The organism is Neisseria lisongii, assembly GCF_028463985.1.
GTDB lineage: Bacteria > Pseudomonadota > Gammaproteobacteria > Burkholderiales > Neisseriaceae > Neisseria > Neisseria lisongii.
On the sequence record NZ_CP116766.1, the window covers coordinates 1,335,795 to 1,355,388 of the forward strand.

Annotated in this window: 21 protein-coding genes; 16 read left to right on the forward strand and 5 right to left on the reverse strand. The window is 49.7% G+C overall.

Going from position 1 to position 19,594, the window contains the following annotated elements:
* The first annotated feature begins 59 nt into the window (after positions 1-59).
* The 6 genes from PJU73_RS06110 (at position 60) to PJU73_RS06135 (ending at position 5,496) form a co-directional block, all read left to right on the forward strand.
* Entirely contained in the window at positions 60-2,462 is a 2,403-nt protein-coding gene (locus tag PJU73_RS06110; RefSeq protein ID WP_237091739.1) for a bifunctional acetate--CoA ligase family protein/GNAT family N-acetyltransferase, read from the forward strand.
* Between the two features lie 43 nt (positions 2,463-2,505).
* Complete coding sequence (gene rpsP, locus PJU73_RS06115) at positions 2,506-2,754, forward strand: 30S ribosomal protein S16 (RefSeq protein ID WP_237091738.1); 249 nt, start codon at positions 2,506-2,508, stop codon at positions 2,752-2,754.
* A 13-nt stretch (positions 2,755-2,767) separates the two neighbouring features.
* On the forward strand, positions 2,768-3,277 hold the full coding sequence (gene rimM, locus PJU73_RS06120; protein ID WP_237091768.1) for a ribosome maturation factor RimM: 510 nt from the start codon (positions 2,768-2,770) through the stop codon (positions 3,275-3,277).
* Positions 3,277-4,026, forward strand: a complete 750-nt coding sequence (gene trmD, locus PJU73_RS06125) for a tRNA (guanosine(37)-N1)-methyltransferase TrmD (RefSeq protein WP_237091737.1) — start codon at positions 3,277-3,279, stop codon at positions 4,024-4,026. The genes rimM and trmD overlap by 1 nt, the downstream gene beginning before the upstream one ends.
* Positions 4,027-4,039: 13 nt before the next feature.
* Positions 4,040-4,405 (forward strand): 50S ribosomal protein L19, encoded by a 366-nt coding sequence (gene rplS / locus PJU73_RS06130; protein WP_237091736.1) that lies wholly within the window; start codon positions 4,040-4,042, stop codon positions 4,403-4,405.
* Positions 4,406-5,007: 602 nt separating this feature from the next.
* Complete coding sequence (locus tag PJU73_RS06135) at positions 5,008-5,496, forward strand: DMP19 family protein (protein ID WP_272606688.1); 489 nt, start codon at positions 5,008-5,010, stop codon at positions 5,494-5,496.
* Between the two features lie 89 nt (positions 5,497-5,585).
* Here the strand turns inward: PJU73_RS06135 and PJU73_RS06140 are convergent, their stop codons facing one another.
* On the reverse strand, positions 5,586-6,065 hold the full coding sequence (locus PJU73_RS06140) for a hypothetical protein (protein ID WP_272606689.1): 480 nt from the start codon (positions 6,063-6,065) through the stop codon (positions 5,586-5,588).
* 48 nt (positions 6,066-6,113) lie between these two features.
* Positions 6,114-6,398: a transposase-like zinc-binding domain-containing protein gene (locus PJU73_RS09655; RefSeq protein ID WP_443094071.1), complete on the reverse strand. Its 285-nt coding sequence runs from the start codon at positions 6,396-6,398 to the stop codon at positions 6,114-6,116.
* Between the two features lie 141 nt (positions 6,399-6,539).
* On the opposite strand from PJU73_RS09655, the gene PJU73_RS06145 reads away from it, so the two are divergent.
* The 4 genes from PJU73_RS06145 to prmA all read left to right on the forward strand — a co-directional run bounded on the left by PJU73_RS06145 (position 6,540) and on the right by prmA (position 11,189).
* Positions 6,540-7,589 carry a hypothetical protein gene (locus tag PJU73_RS06145; protein WP_237092014.1) on the forward strand — a complete coding sequence of 350 codons (1,050 nt, stop codon included), beginning with the start codon at positions 6,540-6,542 and terminating at the stop codon, positions 7,587-7,589.
* A 502-nt stretch (positions 7,590-8,091) separates the two neighbouring features.
* Entirely contained in the window at positions 8,092-8,550 is a 459-nt protein-coding gene (accB, locus tag PJU73_RS06150) for an acetyl-CoA carboxylase biotin carboxyl carrier protein (protein ID WP_237092013.1), read from the forward strand.
* Between the two features lie 67 nt (positions 8,551-8,617).
* Complete coding sequence (gene accC, locus PJU73_RS06155) at positions 8,618-9,985, forward strand: acetyl-CoA carboxylase biotin carboxylase subunit (RefSeq protein ID WP_237092012.1); 1,368 nt, start codon at positions 8,618-8,620, stop codon at positions 9,983-9,985.
* Positions 9,986-10,301: 316 nt separating this feature from the next.
* Entirely contained in the window at positions 10,302-11,189 is an 888-nt protein-coding gene (gene prmA, locus PJU73_RS06160; RefSeq protein ID WP_237092011.1) for a 50S ribosomal protein L11 methyltransferase, read from the forward strand.
* A gap of 889 nt (positions 11,190-12,078) precedes the next feature.
* On the opposite strand, the gene queA is transcribed toward prmA, so the two are convergent.
* Together queA and PJU73_RS06170 are read right to left on the reverse strand one after the other, a co-directional pair.
* A complete protein-coding gene (queA, locus tag PJU73_RS06165; protein WP_237092010.1) occupies positions 12,079-13,110 on the reverse strand; it encodes a tRNA preQ1(34) S-adenosylmethionine ribosyltransferase-isomerase QueA in 1,032 nt (343 codons plus the stop codon).
* A gap of 313 nt (positions 13,111-13,423) precedes the next feature.
* Positions 13,424-14,386, reverse strand: coding sequence for an IS110 family RNA-guided transposase (locus PJU73_RS06170; protein WP_443094072.1), 963 nt, complete (start codon positions 14,384-14,386; stop codon positions 13,424-13,426).
* 458 nt (positions 14,387-14,844) lie between these two features.
* Between PJU73_RS06170 and PJU73_RS06175 the strand changes: the two genes are divergently transcribed.
* The 6 genes from PJU73_RS06175 (at position 14,845) to PJU73_RS06200 (ending at position 17,968) form a co-directional block, all read left to right on the forward strand.
* The gene (locus tag PJU73_RS06175) at positions 14,845-15,231 is read left to right on the forward strand and encodes a hypothetical protein (RefSeq protein ID WP_237091947.1); all 387 of its coding nucleotides are present in this window, start codon (positions 14,845-14,847) and stop codon (positions 15,229-15,231) included.
* A 135-nt stretch (positions 15,232-15,366) separates the two neighbouring features.
* A complete protein-coding gene (locus PJU73_RS06180) occupies positions 15,367-15,798 on the forward strand; it encodes a hypothetical protein (protein ID WP_237091946.1) in 432 nt (143 codons plus the stop codon).
* A 152-nt stretch (positions 15,799-15,950) separates the two neighbouring features.
* Complete coding sequence (locus PJU73_RS06185) at positions 15,951-16,475, forward strand: hypothetical protein (protein ID WP_237091945.1); 525 nt, start codon at positions 15,951-15,953, stop codon at positions 16,473-16,475.
* A gap of 60 nt (positions 16,476-16,535) precedes the next feature.
* Positions 16,536-17,048, forward strand: a complete 513-nt coding sequence (locus tag PJU73_RS06190) for a PM1805 family lipoprotein (protein ID WP_237091944.1) — start codon at positions 16,536-16,538, stop codon at positions 17,046-17,048.
* Positions 17,048-17,713: a hypothetical protein gene (locus PJU73_RS06195; RefSeq protein ID WP_237091943.1), complete on the forward strand. Its 666-nt coding sequence runs from the start codon at positions 17,048-17,050 to the stop codon at positions 17,711-17,713. The genes PJU73_RS06190 and PJU73_RS06195 overlap by 1 nt, the downstream gene beginning before the upstream one ends.
* A gap of 84 nt (positions 17,714-17,797) precedes the next feature.
* Positions 17,798-17,968, forward strand: coding sequence for a hypothetical protein (locus PJU73_RS06200; protein WP_237091942.1), 171 nt, complete (start codon positions 17,798-17,800; stop codon positions 17,966-17,968).
* A 167-nt stretch (positions 17,969-18,135) separates the two neighbouring features.
* Here the strand turns inward: PJU73_RS06200 and miaB are convergent, their stop codons facing one another.
* On the reverse strand, positions 18,136-19,464 hold the full coding sequence (miaB, locus tag PJU73_RS06205; RefSeq protein ID WP_237091941.1) for a tRNA (N6-isopentenyl adenosine(37)-C2)-methylthiotransferase MiaB: 1,329 nt from the start codon (positions 19,462-19,464) through the stop codon (positions 18,136-18,138).
* Positions 19,465-19,594 lie beyond the last annotated feature (130 nt).

Consider the following 19,594-nt stretch of genomic DNA (forward strand, 5'->3'; position numbering starts at 1 on the left):
ATATAAAACAGTTTGCCACCTTACCGACAATAAAACCAAAACGCCAACGGAGAAACAACATGCCTCAAGCCATGCCCGGTTATTTCTTCACCCCCAAACACATCGTTTTGGTCGGTGCCAGCGAACGTGCCGACAGTCTCGGCGAACAGATTCTCACCTCGCTGCTCGGTTCGCCGTTTGACGGCACCATCACGCCGGTCAATCTGCGCCACAGATTTGTCGCCGGTATCAGAGCCTACACTTCGCCCGCCCACATTCCCGAAGGCGCCGATTTGGTGATTGCCGTTACCCCGCCCGACAGCTACGAAGCCCTGTTTAAAGCCTGCCGCAAAAAACAGCTTCACCACATTATTCTGATTCAAGACTGGCCGACCCTGCCCGAAGAGGCATGGCGCACCGCCCGCCAGCTGATTAAAAAATACCACGGCGAAGAATTAAGCATCAGCGTCTGCAATCCCGCCGGTTTCCAACTGCCCACCCAAGGGCTGAATGCCGGTATTCAAGACGATTATCCGGCCGGACACGTCGCCTTTCTCAGCGGCGACGATGCCGTCAGCCACGAAGTAACCCAAATGCTTCGGCGTATGAAACAGGGGCTTTCCCGCCATATCAGCCTGAATTTCGCCCTCACGCCCGTCAGCGCCGCCGACTGGCTCAACCGCTTCGGCCACAACCGCCACACCCGTGTCGCCGTTATTCACTACAACACCCTCGAAAACCCCCGCAAACTGTTCAGCGCCGTGCGCTACTTCGCCCGCCACACGCCCGTTATCCTGTATTGCACCCACGCCGCCGACAAAACCGAAAAAGCCGTATTAAACTGCTTGGCACGCCACAATAATTTCCTGCCCGTGTTTACCCCCGAACACCTCGAAAGCACTCTGCACGCCTATCTGGCGGAACTCAAGCCCGTGCAGCAGCTGACCGCATTGGCCAACACTCCGGCCGCATGGCTGCAGCCAACCGCCGAAAAATACGCCGTCCGCCTGCAATTACCGACCCGCAAACCCCGCCTCAACCAAGGCAATCTCGGCACTTACGCCACCGCCTCGGCCTACCGCAGCGCCGCCGTCGAACAGCTGCAAAAACCCGACTGCCAAGCTCTGCTCGCCGTGATTGCCGCCGACAGCGAACATCACGAAACCGCCGTCAGCCGGGTTTTAAAAAACCTTGCCCGCACGTCCGACAAACCCCTGCTTATCAGCAGCCGGTTTTCAGACGGCCTGCTGCACTTCTCCCATCCCGAACAGGCATTGCAGGCGCTTTCACTGGCCAATACGGTGGCACAACTGCAGCAGGAGCAGCAACAAACCGCACCGCCCGCCGCCGATAATCTGAAAACACCCGACCCTCAGGCCGTCCGCCAAGCAATTGAGAGCAGCAGTCCGTCCAAACTGGTGCAGGCGCTGCATCTGCCCAAATGCCAAAACCAGTGCCGGCACGAAGCCGTACGCCTGACCGCCTTCGTCCACCCACATTACGGTTGGACGGTCAGCGCCGTTTACCAAGGCAAAACGGCCGCCGTGCTGCCGCCGTTCAGCAGTTTGGATGCCCAATTTCTCGCCCAAACCGCCGACATCGTCGAATTTTCCCAAGAAATCAACCAGTTTCTCCACAGCCTGTCGGCATTGACAGAAACCGCCGACGATTTCGGCAACATCAGCCTCTGTTTCGGCAACGGTCAAACGGTCAGCAATATCCACTTTAAAAACAAAGCCGCCGCCAAACTCAAAACTGCCCAACGCCCGACCGCCGCCGAAATTTTCCGCAGTTTCAACATCAACAGCGCTACCGAATTTATCCGCCAAACCAGCGAAAGCGCAGCCGAACTGCTGTCCCACAAACCCGCGGCACCGCCCAAACCTGTCGGCATACAAAACGTCCGCGCGCCCTATCCCGCAGACAGCGGCAACTGGCAAACCACCGACGGAAAAACCGTATTTATCCGTCCGTTCCGCCCCGAAGATGCGGCCGCCAAACAGCAGTTTATCCGCAAACTGCCGCCCGAATCCCGCCAAACCCGCTTTATGGCTGCCATCAACGAGCTACCGCCCGCCACGCTGGCACGTTTCAGCCGCCTTGACTATCACGCCGAAGGTGCATATATCGCCGAAAATTCAGACGGCATCGCCGCCGTCAGCCGTTTCAGCCGCCTGACCCGGGACGAATGCGAATTCGGCATCACCGTTGCCGAAAAAATGCGCAGCAGCGGTTTGTCCGCCGAAATGATGCGGCGGATTATCCTTTTAGCAACACAACAAGGCTACAAGAGTATGAGTGCCGAAATCCTGAAAAGCAACACCGCCATGCTGAAACTTGCTGAAAAATCAGGCTTTACGCTCACCCCGTCCGCCGAAGACAAACAGCTTTATCAGGCCAAGCTGCGGCTTTTGCCGGACGAAACCGCCGACAGACACAACTTCCCACAAAAAAACTTGCACAAAAACCACAAATTATCCTAAAATAGGCAGTTTCTATATATCCGAATTTATCGAAGGACAAAAAATGGTAGTTATCCGCTTGGCCCGTGGTGGTTCAAAACACCGCCCTTTCTACAACGTTATCGTAACTGATTCACGCAACCGCCGCGACGGCCGCTTCATCGAGCGTGTCGGTTTCTACAATCCTGTTGCCAACGAAAAACAAGAACGCGTACGCTTCCAAGCCGACCGCCTGAACCACTGGATCGCCCAAGGTGCGCAAGTGAGCGATGCCGTTGCCAAACTGATCAAAGAGCAAAAAGTTGCTGCTTAATTGATTTTGCATGATGACTGACACTCAACAATGGGTAGCCATGGGCTACATTAAAGGCGTATTCGGCATCAAAGGCTGGCTGAAAATTGCCGCCAATACCGAATACAGCGACAGCCTCTTGGACTACCCTGAGTGGCAACTGCGCAAAGACGGCAAAACCCTGACCGTTGTTTTGGAAGCAGGCAAAGTAATGGGCGATGAACTTCAAGTTAAATTTGAAGGCATCGACGACCGTGATCAGGCATTTTCCCTGCGCGGTTATACCATTGAAATCCCACGGGAATCATTTGCCCCGACCGAAGAAGACGAATATTACTGGGCCGATTTGGTCGGTATGACTGTCAGCAACAAATCGGGTATCGTCTTAGGCACAGTGAAAAACCTGATGGAAACCGGTGCCAACGATGTTTTGGTCGTAGAAGGCGAATACGGACAGAAGCTGATTCCGTTCGTTTCCCAATACATCGAAAACGTCGATACCGGCAACCATACCATCACCGCAGACTGGGATTTGGATTACTGATGTTGATTCAAGCCATTACCCTGTTTCCGGAAATGTTTGACAGCATTACCGGACATGGCGTAACCGGTCGTGCAAACAAACAGAATTTGTGGCGGTTTCAAAGCATCAACCCCCGTCAGTTTGCCGACAACAAACTCGGCTATATTGACGACCGCCCTTTCGGCGGCGGTCCCGGCATGATTATGATGGCACCGCCCCTGCAGAAAGCGGTTGAAGCTGCCAAAAACGCCTCAGCAGAAAAAGCCAGAGTAATTTATCTTAGCCCGCAGGGGCGGCTTTTCAATCAGCAGAAAGCACAAGAATTGGCGCAACTGCCACATCTGATTCTGCTGTGCGGACGCTACGAAGGCATTGACGAACGCCTACTGCAAAGCAGCGTGGACGAAGAAATCAGCATGGGCGACTTTGTCGTCTCCGGCGGCGAACTGCCCGCCATGATGCTGATGGATGCCGTATTGCGGCTGATTCCCGGCGTATTGGGCGATATCCGCTCCGCCGAGCAGGACTCGTTTTCAGACGGCCTGTTGGACTGCCCGCATTACACCAAACCTTTAGAATTTCAAGGCATGGGCGTACCCGAAGTATTACGCTCCGGAAACCATGGCTTGATTGCCGAGTGGCGGTTGAAACAATCGCTGCAACGCACCTTGGAACGCCGACCGGATTTACTGGAAAAGCGTCGTTTAATCCCAAAGGAATCCCGCCTCTTACAGGAAATTCTGCAAGAGCAACGGGAAATCCAATCATAACTTAGGAAAAAACATGAATCTGATTCAACAGTTAGAGCAAGAAGAAATCGCTCGCCTGAACAAAGAAATCCCTGAATTCGCCCCGGGCGACACCGTAGTCGTATCCGTACGCGTAGTCGAAGGCAGCCGCAGCCGTCTGCAAGCCTACGAAGGCGTAGTAATCGCCCGCCGCAACCGTGGCCTGAACAGCAACTTCATCGTACGCAAAATTTCCAGCGGCGAAGGCGTTGAGCGTACATTCCAACTGTACTCTCCTAACGTAGAAAAAATCGAAGTAAAACGCCGCGGTGACGTTCGCCGTGCGAAACTGTACTACCTGCGCGGCCTGACCGGTAAAGCCGCCCGCATTAAAGAAAAACTGCCTGCACGCAAAGGCTAAAACACACAAACCCGCTGAATCAGCGGGTTTTTTATTGTCCGGTTTATTTCAGATTTATAGTTTGAATCCCAAATTTTCTATACCAATCAGATAAGCAATAAACCGTCTATCGTAAATTAGCCGAAAAAGTATTATATATAGTAAATCAACTGAAAAAATATGACACCACAGCGAGCCACCCTTCCCCTAGCCCCTTCCCGCCAGCGAGAAGGGGAACAGAGTGCAGGTGGACACCACATATTCCGACTGCCATTAGCTTGCCGATTTGTACAGAAAATTCGGTGTTTTAACTATAGTGATGTCTGCGGATGAATTGCTTAGGGATGTTATTTAAATTTGGTGGATTTACTTATTACCGTTTCCACTTTCTGGCTTAATTTGACGAGCGTGAAGGAAAAATAGGGACAGCCAGACAGTGGCATCAACAACCTGAGTGATGTAAACGATATTTAGGGTGTACAGGGAAGAGGCTGCTCCTGAATTCCGATACTTTTCCAGTTATTCCAATATAATAAATTCAATTTAAAAGTGAATTCACGATAGCAAATCACCCCGCCCAACGATATAATCCCCATTCCCCCATTTTCAGACGGCCTATCATCATGTTACTCACCCTGCAAGACTTTCCCCGCCAAGACCCCGCCGAATTTCTCTACACCCTCAGCGCCGCCTGTCTCGAACACACCGAGCGCCTCGGCGATACCGATATGGCGTGTCTGAACGACGAACAGCACACCCTCACCGCCTACTGCTATCTCGACAGCCAAGTGCAGGAAGGCGGTTTTGTGCAACTGATTGCCGAAGGCTACGGCGAATACATTTTCAACAACCCTCTTGCCGACAGCCTGCGCCGCTGGCGGATCAAACCCACGCCGAAAATCCTCGACCAAGCCAAATCCCTGTATCAGAAACACGGCGGCGATATTGAAAAACTGTCCGAAAACGGCACGCCTTTGGACGAAATCCGCAAACAATTCCCCGAATTTGAAGAGCTGGACGGCGACTACTACGAAACCGCCGACACCGACCTCGCTGCTGCAGCCGGGTATGTCGCAGCAAATTGGGCAAAATTTGCCGAGCTGGCTGAGTAATATGAAATTATGGACTAATGGACATTTGGGATGATTTTCAGAGAACTTAGCTCCTAATGGACAAAAGGGATGATTTCTCATCCCTTTTCCTATTCCGAAATACCTAAAAAGTTCTCAATAAACAGCTTCTTCCCTTCAATCCCCAGTCCCGGATAACAGCGGATTTTAATCTTTAATTCACCAAACAAATAATCCCGGTATGTTTCGTCCCAACCCTCCAATGCCTGTTTGAAAGCAACTGCATCTGTATAAAAGATATTGTCGCTCAGTCGTTTTAACGCCCGGGAAGCGGCCGATTTCGGTTTTGAAGTCAGATAGCGGCGTATGGTTTGTTGTTGGTGGAACTGACACAATTGGAACGGTATATCGGGAAACAGAGCCGTAATACCTTTAAAGCCGTCTGCAATAATGCTTTGAATATGGATGCCTTTGTCGATAATGGAACATAAACCTTGGTGGTAATGGGCAAGTATTTCATGTCGGACATAGCTGATATGGACGATGCTGCCGTCCAAACTGTTCATAAATACGGTAACGCCGAAGCTGCGTCCGAAATAAGTTGTATTCATTACGATGTTGGCAACCGGATGGGGAAGACGGGAGTGAATCAGCGAAGCCTATCTGATGCGACGGCGGATGGTTTTGATGCGGCAGTGATGGTGTTGTGCCAGATGGGAACAGGTTTGTTTGTGATGGATATATTGGTACAGTAAAAGCCGGTTATCCGGTCTTTCATTCTGTGGGCGATACCGTTTGCATTGGGAACATTTATATCTTTGCCTGCCGTTTTTACGGCCGTTTTTGACCAGGGTGTTTTTGAGGCAAAAGGGGCATTTTTTGTATTTATTGGTAAAGAATCGCTGAAAGTACCATAATTCGGTGCTTTCAGCGATTTTTATCATCTCAAATGTCCATTAGTCCGAAATTTTTAATCTCCCAACAATATTTTTCAAACACTCAACAGAACAAATTGAACACATTGATTGGAAATAAAAAATAATTTATTATATTTCAATATCAATATTTCTTTAGAGGAGTTTTTTATGCTGAAAAAGACATTATTAACCTTAGCCAGCCTGTTTTTATTAAACGGGTGTGCTTCTATGAAGCAAAACAATGTTACCGCTGGAGATGTCGTTACTGATACTATTGCCGCTCCCTTTGCAGTTTTAGGGTTGGCATTTGGCGTTCTTGATGATATTGATCGATGGACACAAGGCAAAGATCCTCAATCAACTAAAGCGGTCATTGAGTCTATGAAAAATATCAAACGCCGATATAAAAGTGATTACCCTACATTAGAAGATCAAATTGATTTAAGCCCAACCAGCCTAAAGCGGGCTTGGGAAATATTCAATAATTATCAAGATTATAGCAGTAGATTTAATTCCCTGTCTAATAGCATTCCTTCTTTATTAGTAGAACAAGAAAAATATGAATCTAACAAAGATCAATATAGCAAAAAAATTGCATCGCTAAATTCCGAAATACAAAGTTTGAAATCACAAATACAATCGATTCCGGAATTAAAGAAAAAAATGCTAGCTACCAAATATAGCTCTTATTCTGAATGTCAATCAGTCTATGCAGGTGATTTTATTGTCCCACCAAGTATCAATGGCACGTCAAGCTACCACCATTTTCCACAATATCAAACTGTATGTCATGAAGTAGCGCGTACCGCACAAGAACACAAAGAACATCAAAAAGAATCTTTACTATCATATGATAGAGAAATAAAAAATTTAAAAGAAAAAATTATAAAAAAACTGCATGACAAAGAAAAATTGTTAGATGAAAGACAAAAAAATTATGAGAAAGCTAAATATAAGCTACAAAATACACAAAATGAAAAGAAAAAATCTGAAGAATATTTCAAAAAATTTGAACTTCTTGCTCAACAAGAATGCCAACGCCTGACAAAAGGAAAAGATATTAAGTACAGCTACTTTGACCATTCTGTCAAACGTTATCGCAATTATATATTACCAGGAAATATAAACTGTTTAGAAAACTTATTTTCTCACCAAGAATATCAACAATTATCTCCTGAAAAACGGGAATCATTAAGAAGGGGAATAATGTATTTTTAGGATTAAGGATTTGAGGTAAAAGCTGTTTATTCTGAATAAAGAAAAATGAAAGGGGCTGTCCTAGATAACTAGAACAGCCCCTAAATATATAAAGCCGAGTCTGCAAGCTCGGCTTTTCACCTAAACTTTTCCTTTTCTACAACGATGCCGTTTGCTATTTTTCAATCTCAAACTGCTTTTCAGACGGCATAATCTGCTTCCAAAGCAATCAATTAGAATAGATACTCAGTTTTCTATCCCGTTCCGCTGCCTTTCAGCGTTTCTGCACATTGGCGACCAAAACAGCCTTTTTTGCACATTTTGCTAGACATTTGGCGGCAAGTTCGGGAAAATAAGCCAATCAAACGGCTGCATATTGCGCTGCGGTAATCGGGTTGTTGCGACAAAATCCGAATAAAAATACCGCCTGCCGCATTTTTTGCCGTTGCTCATCTGCGTCTCAACAACTTTATCTTAATAACACCTACGGCCTGTTTTATCCGGCCTGTAAGAAGGAATCAAAATGGATCTGCGTAAACTGAAAAAACTGATTGATTTGGTTGAAGAATCAGGCATTGCCGAGATTGAAGTTACCGAGGGCGAAGAAAAAGTCCGCATTACCCGCACCATCGCTGCGCCGCAGCCGGTTTATTCTGCCGCTCCGGTTTCCTTACCGGCTGCTCCCGCCGCTGCGCCTGCTGCTGCGGCAACCCCTGCTGCTCCTGCGGCTGCACCGGCTGCCGATTTGAGCAGTGCGCAAAAATCGCCGATGGTCGGCACGTTCTACCGTGCGCCCGGCCCGAATGCGCCGGCATTTGTGGAAGTCGGCCAAACCGTTAAGGCGGGCGACACTTTGTGCATCATCGAAGCGATGAAGCTGATGAACGAAATCGAAGCGGAAAAATCCGGCGTGGTTAAAGAAATTCTGGTCGAAAACGGTACGCCTGTGGAATACGGCGAGCCGCTGTTCATCATCGAATAATCCCGTTTTCAGACGGCCTCAAGCGGGCCGTCCGGACATTGTTTTCTCTGTAAAACAGGAAAAGATTATGTTGAAAAAAGTATTAATCGCCAATCGGGGCGAAATCGCCCTGCGTGTTTTGCGTGCCTGTCGGGAAATGGGCATTGCCACCGTTGCCGTGCATTCCGAAGCGGATAAAGACAGCCTGCACGTCAAGCTGGCGGACGAATCGGTCTGCATCGGCCCTGCCGCTTCGGCGCAAAGTTATCTGAATATTCCGGCGCTGATTGCTGCTGCCGAAGTAACCGGTGCCGATGCGATTCACCCCGGCTACGGCTTTTTGGCGGAAAACGCCAATTTTGCCGAACAGGTCGAGCAGTCCGGCTTTATCTTTATCGGTCCGAAAGCCGATACCATCCGTCTGATGGGCGACAAAGTGTCGGCCAAACATGCGATGATTGAAGCGGGCGTGCCTTGCGTGCCGGGTTCGGACGGTGCATTGTCCGACAATCCCGATGAGATTCTGAAAACTGCCGATAAAGTCGGTTATCCGGTGATTATCAAAGCCTCCGGCGGCGGCGGCGGTCGGGGTATGCGTGTGGTCGAGAAAAAAGAAGACCTGCTCAAATCAGTGGAAATGACCAAGGCTGAAGCCGGTGCCGCATTCGGCAATCCGATGGTGTATATGGAACGCTATCTGCAACGCCCGCGCCATATCGAAATCCAAGTCTTGGCCGACGAACACGGCAATGCGCTTTATCTGGCCGAGCGGGACTGCTCGATGCAGCGCCGCCATCAGAAAGTAATCGAAGAAGCGCCTGCACCGGGCATTACCGAGGAAGAACGCCGCAAAATCGGCGAAGCCTGCGCCGATGCCTGCAAACGTATCGGCTACCGTGGTGCGGGTACATTCGAATTTCTGTATGAAAACGGCGAATTTTTCTTTATCGAAATGAACACCCGTGTTCAAGTAGAACATCCCGTTACCGAGCTGATTACCGGCGTGGACATCGTTCAGGAACAAATCCGCATTGCCGGCGGCGAGCCGCTGCCGTACACGCAGGACGACATCAAAATCCAAGGCCATGCCTTTGAATGCCGTATCAACGCCGAAGACCCGTACAACTTTATTCCGAGTCCGGGTCTGATTGAAAGCTGCCACCTGCCGGGCGGTTTAGGCGTGCGTGTAGACAGCCACATCTACCAAGGCTACCGCATTCCGCCGCACTACGACAGCCTGATCGGTAAAATCTGCGTACTCGGCAAAACCCGCACACAAGCCATGGCAAAAATGCGTGTCGCCCTTGCCGAACTGGCGGTAACCGGCATCAAAACCAATACCGCCCTGCACCGCGACCTGTTTGCCGATCCGGGCTTCGAGCAAGGCGGTGTCAGCATTCACTATCTCGAACAGTGGCTGGAAAAACGCAAACAGCAGCATGATTGTTCCCGATAGCTGCAACATGCTTTGATACACAGCAAACCGACAGCAAATAAATGTTCGTGTTTGGTTTTATCGTTAAAACACCGGATTTTCCATACAAAAGCAGGCGTAGGTTGTGGTTAGCGAGGCACGAGCGTAACCCAACAAAACCTTATGTTTTAAAGTATTTACAATCGTGTCGGGTCTCGACCCGACCTACGCCCTGTTTAAAAGCCGTATGAATAATTCAGTGTATTTACGATACGCCGTCTGAAAACAAGCGTAGCGAGTTTCTGCGCAGCTAAAATCGACTTTTCAGACGGCTCATTCCTAAGAAAGCCCCCTCCCCATGTCTTACCAACAAATTACCATCCCCGTCAACGACACCGTTGCCGAACGCCTTGCCGATGCCCTGATGGAACACGGCGCACTCTCCGCCGCCATCGAAGACGCTTACGCCGGCACGGAAAACGAACAGGCGATTTTCGGCGAACCGGGTATGCCGACCGAACAAATCTGGCAACAAAGCAAAGTTATCGCCCTTTTCGGCGGCGAAGACGATGCCGCCGCCATCGTCCGCCAAGCCGCCGCAGCCTGCGGATTGGGCGAACTTCCCTGCCACAGCGAAATTCTCGAAGAACAAGATTGGGTACGCCTGACCCAAGCCCAGTTTGACCCGATCCAAATCTCCGACCGCCTGTGGATTACCCCCTCATGGCACGAAGTACCCGATGCCGATGCCGTCAATCTCCAACTCGACCCCGGCCTCGCCTTCGGCACCGGAAGCCACCCGACCACCCGCCTCTGCCTGCAATGGCTGGACAACGAGCTTAAAGGCGGCGAAAGCGTTTTAGACTACGGCTGCGGTTCCGGCATTCTCGCCATCGCCGCCCTCAAACTCGGCGCAGGTTCCGCCGTCGGTGTCGATATTGACGAACAGGCCATCCGTGCCAGCAACGACAACGCCGCCCAAAACAACGTCGCCGCACAATTCCACCTGCCCGACAGCCTGCCCGAAGGCCAATTCGATGTCGTCGTCGCCAACATTCTCGCCAACCCGCTGCGTATGCTCGGCGAAATGCTCGCCAACCGCACCAAAACCGGAGGCCGCATCGTCCTCTCCGGCCTGTTGGACGAACAAATCACCGAACTGAGCGACATCTACGCCCAATGGTTCGACATGCAGCCCGCCCAAACCGAAGACGGCTGGGCCCGCCTGAGCGGTATCAAACGCTGATTCGGCCATCGCCTGATAAACCAAGGCCGTCTGAAAACGAGGGTAACGAGTTTCTGCGAAGCTAAAATCCGATTTTCAGACGGCCTTGGTTATATATAGTCAATCCACTTAATAATCCATACAATTTAAATCCGATACTTGTAGGGTGCGAGCCAAAGCACGCACCTGTTCTGTGAGTTTTATAGTCAATCCACTTAAAAATCCATACAATTTCCAAATACACTCGTCATTCCGACGAAAGTCGGAATCTATCTGTCAGATTCAGAAACCATAAAGAAAAAACAGTTACCTAAACCGCCGAAATGGATTCCGACTTTCGTCGGAATGACGGGCGTGTTGGGTTTGGAATGTACTAGAAATTGGGTTGATTTACTATATAGTTAAAACACCAAATTTTCTGTACAAATTGGCAAGCTAAGTTGGTCCACCGGCACTTTGTTCCCCGTCCCGCTGGCGGGAAGGGGCTAGGGGAAGGGTGGCTCGTTGTAGCGTCATATTTTTTCGGTTGATTTACTATAGTCAAAGCCGTCTGAAAATCTAATTTTAGCTTCGCAGAAACTCGTTACCCTCGTTTTCAGACGGCATTGATGTGGAATTTAAGAACACGTGCCTGCTTAGGCAAGCACGCTACACACGATTCCCCGTCCCGCTGGCGGGAAGGGGTTAGGGGAAGGGTGGTTCACTTGGGTTGTAATATTTTTTGGTGAATTCACTATAGTTAATTCACTTAATAAAGAGAACGGGCGTAGGTTGGGTCGAGGCTCAACACGATTGCAAATACCTTGAAACATAAGATTTTGTTGGGTTACGCCCGTGCCTCGCTAACCACAATCTTCGCCTGCTTTTGTATGAAAAATTCGGTATTTTAACTATACAAAAACGGGCAACCTTATTCTTCCGCCCTGCCCAAAATCATCGCATCGCCATAGCTGAAGAAACGGTATTGCTGTTCGACCGCATGGCGGTAAACGTTGCGGATGTGTTCCATGCCCGATAATGCGCTGACCAGCATCAGCAGCGTGGATTTCGGCAAGTGGAAATTGGTAATCAAACGATCAACCACTTTGAAACGGTAGCCCGGCGTGATAAAAATATCCGTATCGCCCTGCCCCGCTTTCAGACGGCCTTCGGCACGGGCGGCGGATTCCAAGGCACGCATGGATGTTGTTCCGACTGCCCAGATTTTGTTTCCCCGACTCTGCGCCGCCTCGATTTTGTCCACCACCGACTGCGGCACATCAAACCATTCGCTGTGCATTTTATGGTCGGCAATATTCTCCACCCGCACCGGCTGGAATGTTCCCGCACCGACATGCAGCGTTACCTCCGCCATTTCCACGCCTTTTGCCGCCAGCTTCGCCAGCAGTTCCTCAGTAAAATGCAGACCCGCCGTCGGCGCAGCCACCGCCCCCTGATATTTGGCATACACCGTCTGATAACGGCTGTCGTCCTCATCATCGGCGGCACGCTCGATATAAGGCGGTAGCGGAAGGCGGCCGTTTTCCTCCAACAAACGATACACCGATTCGCTGCCCGCAAAACGCAGGCAAAACAGTTCCCCCGCCCGCTCCAGCATCACCGCCTGCACGCCGCCCTCAAAAATCAGCTCCGTCCCCGGTTTCGGCGACTTGGACGAACGGATATGCGCCAGCGCCGTATGCTCGTCCAACACCCGCTCAATCAACGCCTCGATTTTACCGCCGCTTGCCTTCTGCCCGAATAAGCGTGCCTTCATCACCTTGGTATTGTTAAACACCAACACATCGCCCGCCGCCACATAATCGGCAACATCGGCAAACGCCGCATCCCGAATCGGAAGCGACGGCAAGGCCACCAGCAAACGGCTGCTGCCCCGCACTTCTGGCGGATATTGGGCAATCAATTCATCAGGCAATTCAAAATCAAAATCGGCAATATTCATCAGTAGCTTCCGCATAGTCAAACGACCGCTATTATATAGCGAATCCCCACCCCCCGCATGGCTTTTCAGGGCTAACGTCAGGCCGTCTGAAAATGAGCGTAGCGAGTTTCTGCGCAGCTAAAACGGTATTCTGCCGTAGGGTGCGGGTTACCGCACCGCTTTGCTTTATTGCTTCAATCTTCATTCAATGGTGCGATTACTCGCACCCTACCTGATTTCAGTAGCAACTGTATTTTTCACCCCGTCGGGCAAAAATACAAAAACGGTTAGTCTGAAGGCCGGTCTGAACAAAACCGGCAATACTTCAACATGATCAAACAGCACTCACTGCCGCCAAACGATCCCGCATCATCGCATTCAGAATCGTCAGCAGCTTACGCATACAGGCCGTTACCGCCACTTTGTACGGCTTACCCCGCAAACGCAGACGTTGGTAGAAGTCCTTAATCCTCGGTTCGTAGTGTGCCGCCACCATCGCCGCCATATACAGCGTTTTGCGTACAGCACTGCGCCCGCCGAAACAGCGGCTTTTAAACTTCATTGTGCCGCTTTCTTTCACATAAGGGGCGACACCTACCAAACCGGCAATCTGTTTATGCGATACTCTGCCCAATTCCGGCAACATCGCACATAAGGTCGCCGCAGTGGTCGGACCGATACCTTTGATGCTTTGCAGCAGACTGCTTTTGTCGCCAAAATGAGTGTCGTTATGTTCTTCGATCTGTTTGTCCAAAGCAGCAATCAGTATGTCGAAATGTGCGATCAGTGCTTCAACACTTTGAATCTGTGTTTCATGTACCTGCTGCAAACGGTTTTTTTCGGCACTGCGCATTTCAACCAGTTGAGTGCGGCGGCTGATTAAGGCTTCGAGGATTTCTTCTGCCTCACTCGGCGGCGTATAGAGCTGCCGTTCCCAATCGGGCTTTTGTGTGATTACCTGTGCGTAAAACGCCAACATTTTGGCATCGGCCGCATCGGTTTTGGTGAGTGATTGCGACTGTGCGAATTGGTGCGTCTGACGGGGATTGGCAATGATGACTTTGAATCCTGCCCGGTGCAGTGCTTTGGCCAATGGGATTTCCAGTCCGCCGGTGCTTTCCATCACAACCAGTGAGACCTGATGTTTTTTCAGGTATTCGATGGTGTGGAGAAAGCCTTTTTGGTTGTTGGTCTCGGTTTTGGTCTTTTTGGAAGACGTGATGCCGATAACGAAGTTTCGTTTGGCGATGTCGATACCGCCGTAGTTTTGGGTACTCATCATAAACCTGTCTTGCATTCGGTTGTGTTGTCGGGCAACTGTCCGGTTGTGTTGATGGGTTGCCCGGCTTCCCTAAGCTACACAGCGGTTGTTGAACCTTGGGTGCGCACGGGTGGCGGCCGGGCGGGTGTTGCTTGTTATGATACTGGAAGTTGGATATACAAGGGTGCGGGTTACCGCACCGCTTTGCCTTGTTTCCTCAATCCTCATTCAATATGGTGCGATGGCTCGCACCCCACCCGATTTTCAGACGGCCTCAATCCGCCCAAAAAACATATTTATGCCGCAAAACCTACTTTTTCCAAGCCATTGATAACAAACCATAAATTTCCCGAAAAATGCCAAAATTCAAGCCATTTTACCCTGAAGGCATTATTTTTCCATTAAAAACAATTAAATAGCATTAAATTAAAATAACCTATTGAAAAAAAAAAAAAAAAAATACAATGCGGTTTTCGTCAAAAAAAGGAAGAAAAATGAAGCAAATCCCCCTCTTATTCGCCCTGCTGGGCGCATTGGCCGTCAGCGACATCGCCGCCGCTAAGTTGGTGAAAATACATAGCTATACCACCACGAAAGGTAGTAAAAGCAGAGCCACCTTTTATTACGATAGCGCCTCCATCCGCCGGGAATCGCTGCGCCTTGCCAACGGTAATATCGAGCCGATTGTTACCGTGAAACTGATGTGGCAATACCAACCGGCTTGGGATCAAAACAACGACGGCAATAAAGTCAGTAAACATGAGCAGATCAGCCAATATACCTGCCGCCCTGTAGATGGTCAGTATTACCTGAGAACCATTCAACTCATCGACAACGGCACCCGCTACCGTTATCAAGCAGATGATCCGAATGCCGAATAGAAATCGCTTGATGACAACAGCAGCCTCGCAGATATATTCTGCAAATAAGCCCTCTGCGGCGGCAAGCCTGCCGCCTGTTATCTACCCCGCCCGTATCGGCTTTGCCGACGGGTCGCTTAATTTAAAAGGAAAAAAATGATGAGTAATGAAAGTATTTCTAAAAATGAATTTACTATAATTATGGTGGCTTCAATCCTAGTGTTTCTCTGTTTATGCTGGCTACTCTCTGCATTCGATACACCACAAGCAAACATAATATCGTTTCTCACCGGGCTAATAACGAGCCTTCTATGCCCATGGATGTTACAAAGAATTTATAACTTTCTTAATTCCCTTACTAGTGAACAAAAAACGAAAAGATTTTTGTCTTTAGTCGGTATCGTTTTTTTGCCCTTTGTCGGAGCTGGATTCATTTTCATATTTACTAAGTTCAGTGGGTTTACAAAACAGCCGAGCAACAATCCTATGGCTGCATACTTATTCAGCAACTTAGGCGGTATATTCTACGGTTGTCTGGTTAATTTCAAAAACAGACAAAAATCCGAGCAAATCAAAACCTCAAAGTGAGTTGATATAGCCCAAACACCCTATTTTCCATACAAAATCAAGCGTAGGTTGTGGTTAGCGAGGCCGAGCGTAACCCAACAACACCTTATATTTTAAGAGATTTCCAATCGTGTTGGGTCGCGACCCAACCTACGCTCTGTTTGCAATACTGTATGGATTGTACGTGTTTTGACGATAAAACCGATATTGAACCCAATCAAACAAGGAAAAAAATCATGACTAAAGTAAATCAAGCCCTGCTCTCTGTTACCCTGCTTGCTCTCAGCGCTGTCGGCTTTGCCGCAGAAAATGACTGGCGGCCTGCGCCTGAGTATGACTTTACAGTCGAAAACTCTAAAGCGTCTTATATGATTAATCTGAATCCGAAATACATCAGCTTTGAAAATGCCAAATTTAAAGACGGAAGCACAATTCCTACGCTGATCTTTACTTATGGGATTACCTATACCCCGCCGTTGGCGGACGGCCAAGATGCCTCAATTTATATCGAGCAGCATTCCTGCAGCAGCGAGTCGGGGAAAAGCGGTTTCAGTAAAACACGGCACTATGAAAAGCATTACACCAGCGATAAGGTTAGTAAATGGGATTTCCATGCGCCGAAATGGGAAAAAGATACTTCTGCGATGAATACGTTTGCCCAAAAGGCCTGCCGAAATTGGGCAAACCGGAAAAAATAATGGGTTTGCAGGCGGCTTTGCGGGCTGCCTGCGGCCGGTTTGATTTGGAAAGGATGTGTGATGAATCATGTGATGAAAATGTTGGCGGCGGCTTGTTGTGCGCTGCTGCTGGCTGCCTGCGCTGCGTTGCCTGCGGCGGATGCGGGGCGGGCGGATTATGAAAAGATGCTGGCTTGGAATGCGGCGCACGAGCCGGTGGTGAATGCGCTGCAAGGCCGTTTGCAGCAGAAGATGGATGCGGGCAATACGGCGGAATTGGAGGCGGAAATCAAGGTGTTTGCGGCGACGATTAAGCAGATGTTGGCGGATTTGGACCGTTTGGAAATCCGCAATCCGCTGGTGGCGGAATTTCAGGCGAAATCCCGGGAAAGTCTGGTGTTGTCTGCGCTGCTGATGGGTCAGGGCGTGGCGGCGATTCTGCATCCGCAGCAGCAGGAGAATATTGTGGCGCAAACGCTGAATCAGGTGAATCAGATGTCTTCGATTAATCAGAATGTTGCGGAATTGAAAAAGGCGGCTTTGGAAATGAACCGGCTGGCTGCCCGACTGAATAAGATGTATCCGAAAAAGTGATGTTTTTGGAAAAAATGATGTTTTTGATTGAAAGGAAAATTATGATGAAAAAATCTGCTTTATTGCTGCCTCTGCTCGCTGCGCTGCTTGCGGCGCAACCGGCTGTCGCCGATGATAATCGGGCGGTGTTGGCAAAATCTTGGGAAAAGGATGATTTGGGAAGCAAGCGTTTTCCGCTTGATTATTCGTCAAGTTGGGAAAGCGCTGCAACCAAGGGCGACCGCTGGAAGCCGCTTGAATATAGTCTGCCCAATGGAGGATATGCGACTTTTACTTGGGATGAGAGCCAAATGAATGTAGCTATGAACCGCAATACGGCCAGAATGGGGAAACTCCGGTATTTTGAGGGGGAAGAAAGAAAAGGGGAAGATATTTATATTGAGGTTAGCCTGATTAAGCAGTTTACCCCGGCCCACCGTTTCAAACATATCGGCAAAACCGCCGATTTCAGCGAACAGCGGATTCGGATTTCCTGCACCCGACGGCGGGTGGCAACGCTGGCTGAAGTGTATTTTCTGGGCAAGAAAATGGTCTATCAAAACCTGACCCTGCCCGACCCTTTAATCTGGCGTGAGTTTCTGCACCATGAGCCGGAGAAATATATTCAAGACGAACTCTGCCAAATGATTCATCTTCAGGGTTTTAGAGCGTTTGATAAGTTATAGTTCATCCATTTTAAACGTATGCCGGCGTTGGTTCGCCTAGTCGTATTTTTAGTGAATTTACTATAAATTTTGAGAATTGATAAAGTGCAGCTGCTTTTAGGCTGCACTTTTTTGTTTTTGGGCGGCATTGAGAGAACAGGCCGTCTGAAAACCGCAGGTTTCGCCAAAACGAGCGTAGCGAGTTTCTGCGCAGCTAAAACCGCAGGTTTTGCCCAAACGGGGGTAACGGGTTTCTGCGAAGCGAAAATCAGGTAGGGTGCGGGTAACCGCACCATATTGAATGAAGATTTAAGCAACAAAGCAAAGCGGTGCGGTAACCCGCACCCTACGACTTTTTTGTTTTTGGGCGGCATTGAGAGAACAGGCCGTCTGAAAACTCGATTTTCAGACGGCCTCAAGCAATACGGCAAACCGGTTTTGGTTTATGCTTCGGGCAATTTTCCCCGCAGTGAGAAGGTATAGGCTTCGGTGATTTCCAAATCAATCATTTGGTTAATCATGTCCGGCGTGCCGTTGAAATTGACCACACGGTTGTTGGCGGTGCGTGCCTGAAGCTGGTCGGGGTCTTTTTTGGAAATGCCTTCGACCAGACAGCGTTGCACGGTGCCGACCATGGTTTGGTTGATGCGGGCGGTTTCGGCTTCGATGACTTCGTTTAAGGCTTCCAAACGGCGGACTTTTTCTTCGTGCGGCGTGTCGTCGTGCAGATTGGCGGCGGGTGTGCCGGGGCGGGGGCTGTAAATAAAGACGAAGCTCAAATCAAAGGCGATGTCTTTTACCAGTTTGAGGGTTTGTTCAAACTCTCGTTCGGTTTCGCCGGGGAAGCCGACGATGAAGTCGCTGCTCAGGCACAAATCGGGGCGGATGGCCCGCAGTTTGCGGATAATCGATTTGTATTCCAAGGCGGTGTAGCCCCGTTTCATGGCCGACAATACCCGATCCGAGCCGCTTTGAATCGGCAGGTGCAGGTGGGACACCAGCTTGGGCAGGTCTCGATAGCATTCGATAATCGAGTCGGAAAATTCGCGCGGGTGGCTGGTGGTGAACCGCATTCTTTCGATGCCGGGGATTTCATGCACGATGCGCAGCAGGGTGGCGAAGTCGCAGATTTCTCCGTTTTCCATTTCGCCCCGATAGGCGTTGACGTTTTGTCCCAACAGGTTGATTTCTTTCACGCCCTGCTGTGCCAAGCCGGCGATTTCGGTTAAAACGTCGTTGAGCGGGCGGGAAAATTCTTCGCCCCGGGTATAAGGTACAACGCAGAACGAGCAGTATTTGGAACAGCCTTCCATAATCGAGATAAAGGCGCTACCGCCCTCTACTCTGGCGGGCGGCAGGTGGTCGAATTTTTCGATTTCGGGGAAGGAAATATCGACTTGGGCATGACCGGTGGTTTCTTTGTCCACAATCATTTTCGGCAGGCGGTGCAGCGTTTGCGGGCCGAACACCACGTCCACATAGGGTGCGCGTTTGATGATGGTTTCGCCCTCTTGCGAGGCCACGCAGCCGGCCACGCCGATAATCAGGTTGGGATTTTTTTCTTTCAGGGGGCGCACCCGTCCTAAGTCGGAAAAGACTTTTTCCTGCGCTTTTTCACGCACAGAACAGGTGTTGAACAGGATAATGTCGGCTTCGTCGGCTTCGTTTACCTGCTCGATGCCGCCGTGTTCCTCGGCCAAAACCGCCAGCATTTTTTCGCTGTCGTATTCGTTCATCTGGCAGCCGAAGGTGCGGATAAATACTTTTTTCATGGTTGTGTTTTCTTTCAGGTTGCCCGTAATTGCGGGGCTGAGGTGGTTATCGTGAATTTGCGGTGCGGTTTTCAGACGGCCTTGCGCCTGAACAACGGAAAGCCGAAAATTATAACACAATCAAAAAAAT

Excerpts from the sequence above, each read along its gene's own strand:
- rplS (WP_237091736.1), top strand. The coding sequence starts at position 4,040 with ATGAATCTGATTCAACAGTTAGAGCAAGAAGAAATCGCTCGCCTGAAC.
- PJU73_RS06185 (WP_237091945.1), top strand. The coding sequence starts at position 15,951 with ATGGATTGTACGTGTTTTGACGATAAAACCGATATTGAACCCAATCAA.
- prmA (WP_237092011.1), top strand. The coding sequence starts at position 10,302 with ATGTCTTACCAACAAATTACCATCCCCGTCAACGACACCGTTGCCGAA.
- PJU73_RS06195 (WP_237091943.1), top strand. The coding sequence starts at position 17,048 with ATGTTTTTGGAAAAAATGATGTTTTTGATTGAAAGGAAAATTATGATG.
- PJU73_RS09655 (WP_443094071.1), bottom strand. The coding sequence starts at position 6,398 with ATGATAAAAATCGCTGAAAGCACCGAATTATGGTACTTTCAGCGATTC.
- queA (WP_237092010.1), bottom strand. The coding sequence starts at position 13,110 with ATGAATATTGCCGATTTTGATTTTGAATTGCCTGATGAATTGATTGCC.
- miaB (WP_237091941.1), bottom strand. The coding sequence starts at position 19,464 with ATGAAAAAAGTATTTATCCGCACCTTCGGCTGCCAGATGAACGAATAC.
- PJU73_RS06110 (WP_237091739.1), top strand. The coding sequence starts at position 60 with ATGCCTCAAGCCATGCCCGGTTATTTCTTCACCCCCAAACACATCGTT.
- PJU73_RS06175 (WP_237091947.1), top strand. The coding sequence starts at position 14,845 with ATGAAGCAAATCCCCCTCTTATTCGCCCTGCTGGGCGCATTGGCCGTC.
- rimM (WP_237091768.1), top strand. The coding sequence starts at position 2,768 with ATGACTGACACTCAACAATGGGTAGCCATGGGCTACATTAAAGGCGTA.
- accC (WP_237092012.1), top strand. The coding sequence starts at position 8,618 with ATGTTGAAAAAAGTATTAATCGCCAATCGGGGCGAAATCGCCCTGCGT.
- PJU73_RS06145 (WP_237092014.1), top strand. The coding sequence starts at position 6,540 with ATGCTGAAAAAGACATTATTAACCTTAGCCAGCCTGTTTTTATTAAAC.
- PJU73_RS06180 (WP_237091946.1), top strand. The coding sequence starts at position 15,367 with ATGATGAGTAATGAAAGTATTTCTAAAAATGAATTTACTATAATTATG.
- rpsP (WP_237091738.1), top strand. The coding sequence starts at position 2,506 with ATGGTAGTTATCCGCTTGGCCCGTGGTGGTTCAAAACACCGCCCTTTC.
- PJU73_RS06135 (WP_272606688.1), top strand. The coding sequence starts at position 5,008 with ATGTTACTCACCCTGCAAGACTTTCCCCGCCAAGACCCCGCCGAATTT.
- PJU73_RS06170 (WP_443094072.1), bottom strand. The coding sequence starts at position 14,386 with ATGCAAGACAGGTTTATGATGAGTACCCAAAACTACGGCGGTATCGAC.
- trmD (WP_237091737.1), top strand. The coding sequence starts at position 3,277 with ATGTTGATTCAAGCCATTACCCTGTTTCCGGAAATGTTTGACAGCATT.
- PJU73_RS06140 (WP_272606689.1), bottom strand. The coding sequence starts at position 6,065 with ATGAATACAACTTATTTCGGACGCAGCTTCGGCGTTACCGTATTTATG.
- accB (WP_237092013.1), top strand. The coding sequence starts at position 8,092 with ATGGATCTGCGTAAACTGAAAAAACTGATTGATTTGGTTGAAGAATCA.
- PJU73_RS06190 (WP_237091944.1), top strand. The coding sequence starts at position 16,536 with ATGAATCATGTGATGAAAATGTTGGCGGCGGCTTGTTGTGCGCTGCTG.